Origin of the sequence: Kitasatospora sp. NPDC036755 (genome assembly GCF_040636595.1) — a bacterium.
Classification (GTDB): Bacteria; Actinomycetota; Actinomycetes; order Streptomycetales; family Streptomycetaceae; genus Kitasatospora.
Genome location: NZ_JBEZUT010000439.1, coordinates 1 through 5,735 on the forward strand (window position 1 = coordinate 1; position 5,735 = coordinate 5,735).

At 70.6% G+C, this 5,735-nt stretch carries 5 protein-coding genes; all 5 read left to right on the forward strand.

Annotated features, from left to right (window positions below):
* Positions 1-121: 121 nt before the first annotated feature.
* On the forward strand, positions 122-745 hold the full coding sequence (locus tag AB0E96_RS37400) for a polysaccharide deacetylase family protein (RefSeq protein WP_359830715.1): 624 nt from the start codon (positions 122-124) through the stop codon (positions 743-745).
* A gap of 152 nt (positions 746-897) precedes the next feature.
* Positions 898-1,224 carry a hypothetical protein gene (locus AB0E96_RS37405; RefSeq protein ID WP_359830717.1) on the forward strand — a complete coding sequence of 109 codons (327 nt, stop codon included), beginning with the start codon at positions 898-900 and terminating at the stop codon, positions 1,222-1,224.
* A 133-nt stretch (positions 1,225-1,357) separates the two neighbouring features.
* On the forward strand, positions 1,358-2,230 hold the full coding sequence (locus AB0E96_RS37410) for a sulfurtransferase (protein ID WP_359830719.1): 873 nt from the start codon (positions 1,358-1,360) through the stop codon (positions 2,228-2,230).
* 206 nt (positions 2,231-2,436) lie between these two features.
* Complete coding sequence (locus AB0E96_RS37415; RefSeq protein ID WP_359830721.1) at positions 2,437-3,969, forward strand: M1 family metallopeptidase; 1,533 nt, start codon at positions 2,437-2,439, stop codon at positions 3,967-3,969.
* A gap of 165 nt (positions 3,970-4,134) precedes the next feature.
* The gene (locus tag AB0E96_RS37420) at positions 4,135-5,658 is read left to right on the forward strand and encodes a M1 family metallopeptidase (RefSeq protein WP_359830724.1); all 1,524 of its coding nucleotides are present in this window, start codon (positions 4,135-4,137) and stop codon (positions 5,656-5,658) included.
* Positions 5,659-5,735: the final 77 nt, after the last annotated feature.

The window sequence follows — 5,735 nt, forward strand, 5'->3', positions numbered from 1 at the left end:
CCTTCCTCCGCATGGGGGTTGGTGTAAAGCTCCGGCGGTGCAGGATGAGCCCGCGGCCTATCAGCTTGTTGGTGGGGTAATGCCGCCGTCGGGCGCCCCCTCGGGTGCCGTACCGAGTGCGGTGCCCGTGCGCCGGGTGCTCACCGAGTCGGAGAGCAAGCCGGTGTACGACCTGGACCCGGACCGGAAGGTGGTGGCGCTGACCATCGACGACGGCCCGGACCCCCGGCACACGCCGACGGTGCTGGCGCTGTTCGAGCAGTACGGGATCAGGGCGACGTTCTTCCTGATCGGCGAGAACGCGGTGGAGCACCCCGCCCTGGTGCGGGAGATCGCGGACCGGGGCCACCACATCGCCAACCACACCTGGACCCACCCGGACCTGCGGCACCTGTCCGAGGCCAAGGTGCGGGACGAGCTGGAGCGCACCTCCGACCTGCTGCAGCGGACCACCGGCCGGCAGCCCACCTGGTTCCGTGCGCCCGGAGGGGACTGGTCCCCGACCTCGCTCAAGGTGGCCGCCGACCTCGGGCTGCGGAACATGGCCTGGTCGGTGGACCCGAGGGACTGGGCCCGGCCGGGGACCCCGGCGATCATCGACCGGGTCCTCAAGAACGTCCGGCCGGGGTCGATCGTGCTCAACCACGACGGGGGCGGGGACCGCTCCCAGACGGTGGCGGCACTGAAGGCGTACCTGCCGGTGCTGGTCGACTCGGGGTACTACTTCACGGCTCCGCCGAACTGAGGGATCCCTGGTGGCGGCGGGTCGCGGCTTCAACCCTTAAACCACCCGAAAGGGTGGAATGGAAGAACCGTTTCTGCGGATTTTGGGCCTCTAGGGTGATCTCGCACCGATAAACCCGGTACCTCCTGGTGCCGCCTGAAAGGCCCTCAGCCATGCGTCTCCGCAATGCCGTGCTCGCCGCCGCCAGCGCCATCGCCCTCGTCCTCGCGGTTCCGTTCTCCGCCAACGCCGCGACGGGCGACTTCCTCTACAAGGTCGGTCCCGGGGTCCTCACCGGCCTGGCGGATCCGCAGAGCGGCGAGTGCATCGACCTGCCGTGGACGACGGAGGACGACCCGGGCTTCGCGCCGGAGAACCTCACCCGCTCCACGGCCACGGTCTTCCTGGACTTCGGCTGCGCGGGGGACGTCTTCTACTCCATGAACCCGGGGAAGAAGCTCGGCGACCGGCTGAAGCTGCGCTCGGTCGTCTTCTCCTGAGCGAGGGCGAGGGAGCGCGGGGTGGCCCGGGCCGGGCGGACGGCGTAGGTTCGAACTGTCCGGCCCGGTCGCCGGCCCTCGCCGTGCCCGTGGTCGGGCGCCGCAACCTGGGCAGAGCGAAGGAGGGCCTGGGATGACCGGCAACGGCTACGCGCACCCCGAGGCGTTGGTCCGCACCGAATGGCTGGCCCACCACCTGGACGACGGGACGATCCGGGTCGTCGAGGTGGACGAGGACACCGAGGCCTACGACCGGGACCACATCCCCGGTGCGGTCGGCTGGAACTGGACCACCGATCTGCACAGCCAGGTCGGCCGGGACTACATCGACCGTGACGGCGTCCTGCACCTGCTGCGGGCGGCCGGGGTCGAGGACGACACCACCGTGGTGCTCTACGGCGGCAACAACAACTGGTTCGCCGCCTACGCCTACTGGCTGTTGCGGCTGCGCGGCTTCGGGCCGGTGCGGTTGCTGGACGGCGGGCGCAAGAAGTGGGAGCTGGAGGGGCGGGAGCTCACCCGTGAGGTGATGGACTACCAGCACAGCGGGTACCGGCTCGCCGGGCCCGAGCGCCCGGAGCTCCGGGCGCTGCGGGACGAGGTCCTGGCCAAGGCCGAGGTGTTCGCCAAGCCGGGGGCGGACGCGGTGCTGGTGGACGTCCGCTCGCCGGCCGAGTTCCGGGGCGAGCTGATCGCGCCCCCGCACCTGCCGCAGGAGCAGGCGCAGGTGCCCGGGCACATCCCGGGTGCGGTGAACGTCCCCTGGTCGCAGGCGGCCAACGACGACGGGTCCTTCCGCTCGGCGGAGGAGCTGCGGGCGCTGTACGGGGGCAAGGGCGTGGAGCCGGAGCGCGAGGTGATCGCGTACTGCCGGATCGGAGAGCGGTCCGCGCACACCTGGTTCGCGCTCACCGAGCTGCTCGGGTACCCGCACGTGAAGAACTACGACGGGTCGTGGACGGAGTACGGCTCGCTGGTGCGGGCGCCGGTGGTGCTCGGGGCCTGAGCGACGGGTGGGCCGGGCGGGTCTGCTGGGGCGGATGGCGGCCGGCGGGGCGGGTGTGGGGGCGTGACGGCTTCGCGGCACCGCTGCGAAGCCGTCATTTCGGCGCGTTTCTTTTCATGAACATCTCACAATCGGGGAGTGGGGGCGGGGCTGCCGGGACAAGGATCGGTTCGACCCAATCGTTCCGGTGATCCCTGGAGGACCACGTGCGCAAGAGACTGATCGTCTCCGCCGCCAGTGCCCTGAGCCTGTTCCTGGCCGTCCCCGCCTCGGCATCCGGCTTCACGCCGGGTGCGGCCGGGGTCGGCGACTCCTACTACCCGACCTACGGCAACGGCGGGTACCGCGTCTCGCACTACGACATCCGGTTGAAGTACCAGCCCGCCACGGACGAGCTGGAGGGCACCACGACCATCCTCGCCACGGCGACCCAGGACCTCTCCCGGTTCAACCTGGACTTCGCGCTGAACGTCTCCGAGGTCCGGGTCAACGGCCGGCCGGCCGCGTTCGCCACCAGCGGCGAGCAGGAGCTGGAGATCACCCCGGCCCGGCCGCTGGCCAAGGGTGCCCAGGCCACCGTGGTGGTGCGCTACAAGGGCGTGCCGTCCACCGTGAAGAAGTACGGCTTCACCAGCTGGCACCGCACCCCGGACGGCGGGATCGCGGCCAACGAGCCCGAGGCGGCCTGGTGGTGGTTCCCCAGCAACGACCACCCGAGCGACAAGGCCACCTTCGACGTCTCGGTGCTGGTCCCGGACGGCACCCAGGCGATCAGCAACGGCGTGCTGACCGGCACCTCCTCCCAGGCGGGGTGGACCCGCTACAGCTGGCGGGAGAACAAGCCGCAGGCGACGTACCTGGCCACGCTGGCGGTCGGCAAGTTCGACGTCACCCGGGACACCACACCGAGCGGGCTGCCGATCTACAACGCCTACAGCAAGGACCTGGGCGAGAACGCGGACGCGGCGCGGGCGAGCGTGGAGCGCACCGGTGAGCTGGTGGACTGGCTGAGCGGCTACTTCGGCGAGTACCCGTTCAGCTCGGTCGGCGGCTACGTCCCCAACGTGCCGACCGGGTACGCCCTGGAGACCCAGACCCGGATCTTCTACAGCCCCCGGCAGTTCGCCAAGGGGACGAACACCTCGGTCGTCGTGCACGAGCTGGCGCACCAGTGGTACGGGGACAGCGTCTCGCTCTCCCGCTGGAGCGACATCTGGCTGAACGAGGGCTTCGCCCGCTACGCGCAGTTCCTCTGGTCCGAGCACGAGAACGAGGGCACCGCCCAGGAGTTGGCCGACTACGTCTACGCCTCGCACCCGGCCGACGACCCGTTCTGGAGCGTCAAGCCGGGTGACCCGGGGCCGGACGACCAGTTCTCCAGCGCGGTGTACGAGCGCGGCGCGGTCGCCGTCCAGGCGCTGCGCAACGCCGTCGGGGACGAGAAGTTCTTCCGGATCCTGAAGGGCTGGCCGACCGAGCGGCGGTACGGCAACGCGACCATCCCGGAGTTCCAGGCGTACGCGGAGAAGGTCTCCGGGAAGAAGCTCGGCGACGTGCTGAACACCTGGCTGTTCACCCCGGGCAAGCCGGCCGTCGGGCCGGTGCCGCCGGGGGCCGCCGCTTCGGCCGCGTTGGCGCCCGGCGCGGGTGCGGACCGGGGCGACGGGCAGCTGCCGGTGGAGCCGAAGTCCTGGAAGAAGATCCAGGAGACCAACGCCGTTCATGAGCACGACAGCTGACGACATATCGGGTCGATCGGTATGAAGGCTTCGCGGCGCCGCCGCGAAGCCTTCATTTCGGCGCGTTTCTTCTCATGAAGGTCTCACAAATGGTGCGTGGAGGCGCGGTTGACGGGACAAGGATCGGTTCAATCCCCATCGTTCCGGTGATCCCTGGAGGACCACGTGCGCAAGAGGCTGATCGTCTCCGCCGCCAGTGCCCTGAGCCTGTTCCTGGCCGTCCCCGCCTCGGCATCCGGCTTCCAACCCGGCGCGGACGGCGTCGGGGACCCGTACTACCCGACCCTCGGCAACGGCGGGTACGACGTCTCGCACTACGACGTCCGGCTGAAGTACCAGCCCGCCACGGACGAGCTGGAGGGCACCACTACCATCCTCGCCACGGCGACCCAGGACCTCTCCCGGTTCAACCTGGACTTCACGTTGCACGTCTCCGAGGTCCTGGTCAACGGCCGGCCCGCGACCTTCGCGACCAGCGGTGACCAGGAACTGGAGATCACCCCCGCCCGGCCGCTCGCCAAGGGCAGCCAGGCCACCGTGGTGGTGCGCTACAAGGACAAGCCGTCCACCGTGCAGAAGTACGGCGGCTACACCGCCTGGCGCCGCACCCCGGACGGCGCGGTCGCGTCCGGTGAGCCGGTGTCGGCCGGGTGGTGGTTCCCGAGCAACGACCACCCGAGCGACAAGGCCACCTTCGACGTCTCGGTGCAGGTGCCGAACGGCACCCAGGTGATCAGCAACGGGGTGCTGACCGGCACCTCCTCCCAGGCGGGGTGGACCCGGTACAGCTGGCGGGAGAACAAGCCGCAGGCGACCTACCTGGCGACCCTCGCGATCGGCAAGTTCGACATCACCCAGGACACCACGGCCGGCGGCATACCGGTCTACAACGCGTACAGCAAGGACCTGGGCGACAACGCCGCCGCGGCGCGGGCGAGCGTGGAGCGCACCGGTGAGGTGGTGGACTGGCTGAGCGGCTACTTCGGGGAGTACCCGTTCAGTTCGGCCGGCGGCTATGTCGCCAACATCAACTCCGGTGGCGCCCTGGAGACCCAGACCCGGGTCTCCTACGGCCCTGGGCTGTTCGCCCGGGGCTCCAACGTCTCCGTCGTCGTGCACGAGCTGGCGCACCAGTGGTACGGCGACAGCGTCTCGCTCTCCCGCTGGAGCGACATCTGGCTGAACGAGGGCTTCGCCGAGTACTCGCAGTTCCTCTGGTCCGAGCACGAGAACGAGGGCACCGCCCAGGAGCTGGCCGACTACATCTACGCCTCCCGCCCGGCCGACGACCCGTTCTGGAGCGTCAAGCCGGGCGACCCGGGGGAGGAGAACCAGTTCGCCGGCGCGGTGTACTACCGCGGCGCGGTGGCCATCCAGGCGCTGCGCAACGCCGTCGGGGACGAGAAGTTCTTCCGGATCCTGAAGGGCTGGCCCACCGAGCGGCGGTACGGCAACGCGACCATCCCGGAGTTCCAGGCGTACGCGGAGAAGGTCTCCGGCCAGAAGCTCGGCGACCTGCTGAACACCTGGCTGTTCACCCCGAGCAAGCCCGCCGTCGGGCCGGTGGCCCCGGGCACCGCGGCCGCCGCCGCACTGGCGCCGGGCGCGGACCGGGCGCAGCCGCCGGTGGAGCCGAAGTCCTGGAAGAAGATCCAGGAGGCGAGCTCGGTGCACGAAGCCCGTCACTGACGACGGGCCGGGGTCGGGCCGGGGGGGGGGGGCCCGGGCGGGGGCGGGGGGGCCCCCCCCCCCCCCCCCCCCCCCAG

What these genes read in the sequence shown, in the direction of transcription:
- AB0E96_RS37405 (WP_359830717.1), top strand. Translation starts at nt 898, where the DNA reads ATGCGTCTCCGCAATGCCGTGCTCGCCGCCGCCAGCGCCATCGCCCTC.
- AB0E96_RS37410 (WP_359830719.1), top strand. Translation starts at nt 1,358, where the DNA reads ATGACCGGCAACGGCTACGCGCACCCCGAGGCGTTGGTCCGCACCGAA.